General features: G+C 27.4%; 3 protein-coding genes. All 3 read right to left on the reverse strand.

The window, feature by feature from the left end:
• On the reverse strand, positions 1-362 hold a 362-nt coding region (locus ACI3VO_RS06890; protein ID WP_439757198.1), incomplete at its 3' end, for a hypothetical protein.
• A gap of 188 nt (positions 363-550) precedes the next feature.
• A complete protein-coding gene (locus ACI3VO_RS06895) occupies positions 551-1654 on the reverse strand; it encodes a hypothetical protein (RefSeq protein WP_439757199.1) in 1104 nt (367 codons plus the stop codon).
• Between the two features lie 27 nt (positions 1655-1681).
• The coding region (locus tag ACI3VO_RS06900; protein WP_439757200.1) for a DUF1963 domain-containing protein at positions 1682-1862 on the reverse strand (181 nt) is incomplete at its 5' end.

The raw sequence follows: 1862 nt of genomic DNA on the forward strand, positions 1-1862 counted from the left end.
TCACCTAAAGTAGAATTTAAATACCTTTGTATATATTTAAAATACAAATGGTCTTTTAAATCATTAATAGAATTTTCCTCTCCAAAATGAATATTATATTTTTTAGTAAATTTAACTATCTGAACTTTCCTTTCTTCATTACTATACTCCGATATTTTATCTATAAAATCATCATATATTTTATCACCTAAATTAACAGCCTTTATTATAGAAAAAATAATTTTAGTAATAGTAGATTTTCCTATATTATTATGACCAGCGATTACACAGTTATCATCTATAATTATGTCTGCATGTTTTAAATTTCCTATATTTTTTATAGTTAATCTAGCCGAACAACTTTTATTCATTGAATTAGGCATCACGAAACCTCCTTATCTTTCGATATATATTTATTTCTTCATTTTTATTATTTATTCCTTTACTTATTAAATCCCTTGTACATTAATATTATACTATTTGCCCTAATTTATAAATTATTTTCTTTATAAATAATACTTCCTTATTTTACAAAATAAGGAGTGAACATTTCGTCCACTCCCTTTATAATTTACTTGAGAATAATAAATTTTTTCTTATCCTTTCCTCCACGTCCAACACGATAAGCGATTAAATCCACATTACCTTTTCCTTCTAAAATTTCATAAGATATTTTTCCATTAATCTCACATATCTTTTTGCCATCCTTAATCAAGTTCTTGCCATCTTCAAAATAAGTCGAAATACACTTATCCTTATTAAATCTGACAGCTCCATTTCCCTGACCGCTATTATACTTAAACGTATATATCCCATATTTATCCACAACAGGCATATATGTCGAGAAAAAATAATCGATTTGTTCTAGCTTCAGTATTTCATGGTTATCCACAACTTTTCCATCACTATCAAACTCAATATAATTTAATACATTGCCTTTATACTCAAAATACATAAAAGAACTATTATTTTCAAAATCACATTCTAAAGGATATAGTCTATAACCTTGTGGAAAATCAAACCCCTTGCTTTCAAACTCAAAATTTTCTTCTATCAGTTTTCTCACAAGAATTTTTCTCTCAGTATCTATATAATTTACTATGTATAATTCATCATCGCAAACGATAGGCTCCCATCTATTAGGTAAATCAATTTTCTTAGTTTTCTTTCCTTTATAAATACCTTTTTTATTAAATTCATAATAAGAAATCATATCTCTATCTTTATCATTAAATAATTCCTTGCAATATGAATAATATTTATTTTTTAGGGAAAAATAATAATCATAGCCAATATCTCTTTTTAATATCAGCTTATTTATCCTAGCTCTATTTTCAAGTGGAAGGACAATTTCCTTAACTTGATCTGTACCTGTATAAGTGAGAGAAACCCATATACTCTTATCTGGAGCGACTATAAACTTTGGATTGACGCCTTCTGTTTCTCTTTTAGCTTTTATAATGTTGTAATTTTTATCTAAAAATAGGTAATCCACGTCACCTCGAATCCATATAGCAATTATAAACTGTTCATTCACTTCATCATAAATAGAGCATTCTATGTTTAAATTACTACTAGCATTATATTCAATATATCCATCGAACACTTCCTTTAAATAAATAATCTCAGAATCCTCTAGCTCTGGAAAAACAATTTGTATATCTGATTGCTTCATATCATTTTCTCTCTAAACCTTTAACCTCTAATAACAATCCCAATTATAAATAACATCACTAAAATCCCTATTTCTCAACTTCTCTCTATCAATAAAAAAGTTACAAACTCCAGAATCTCCCCACATTATATGTATATCCTCGTCATCGTCATCTGTAGTATCTATTTGCAGCAACAAAATATCATACCCTTCGTATTCATCGCCCCTT

This window comes from Intestinibacter sp. (assembly GCF_051866655.1).
GTDB lineage: Bacteria > Bacillota > Clostridia > Peptostreptococcales > Peptostreptococcaceae > Intestinibacter.

Coding starts and splice junctions, on each gene's coding strand:
- ACI3VO_RS06895 (WP_439757199.1), bottom strand. CDS start 1,654: ATGAAGCAATCAGATATACAAATTGTTTTTCCAGAGCTAGAGGATTCT.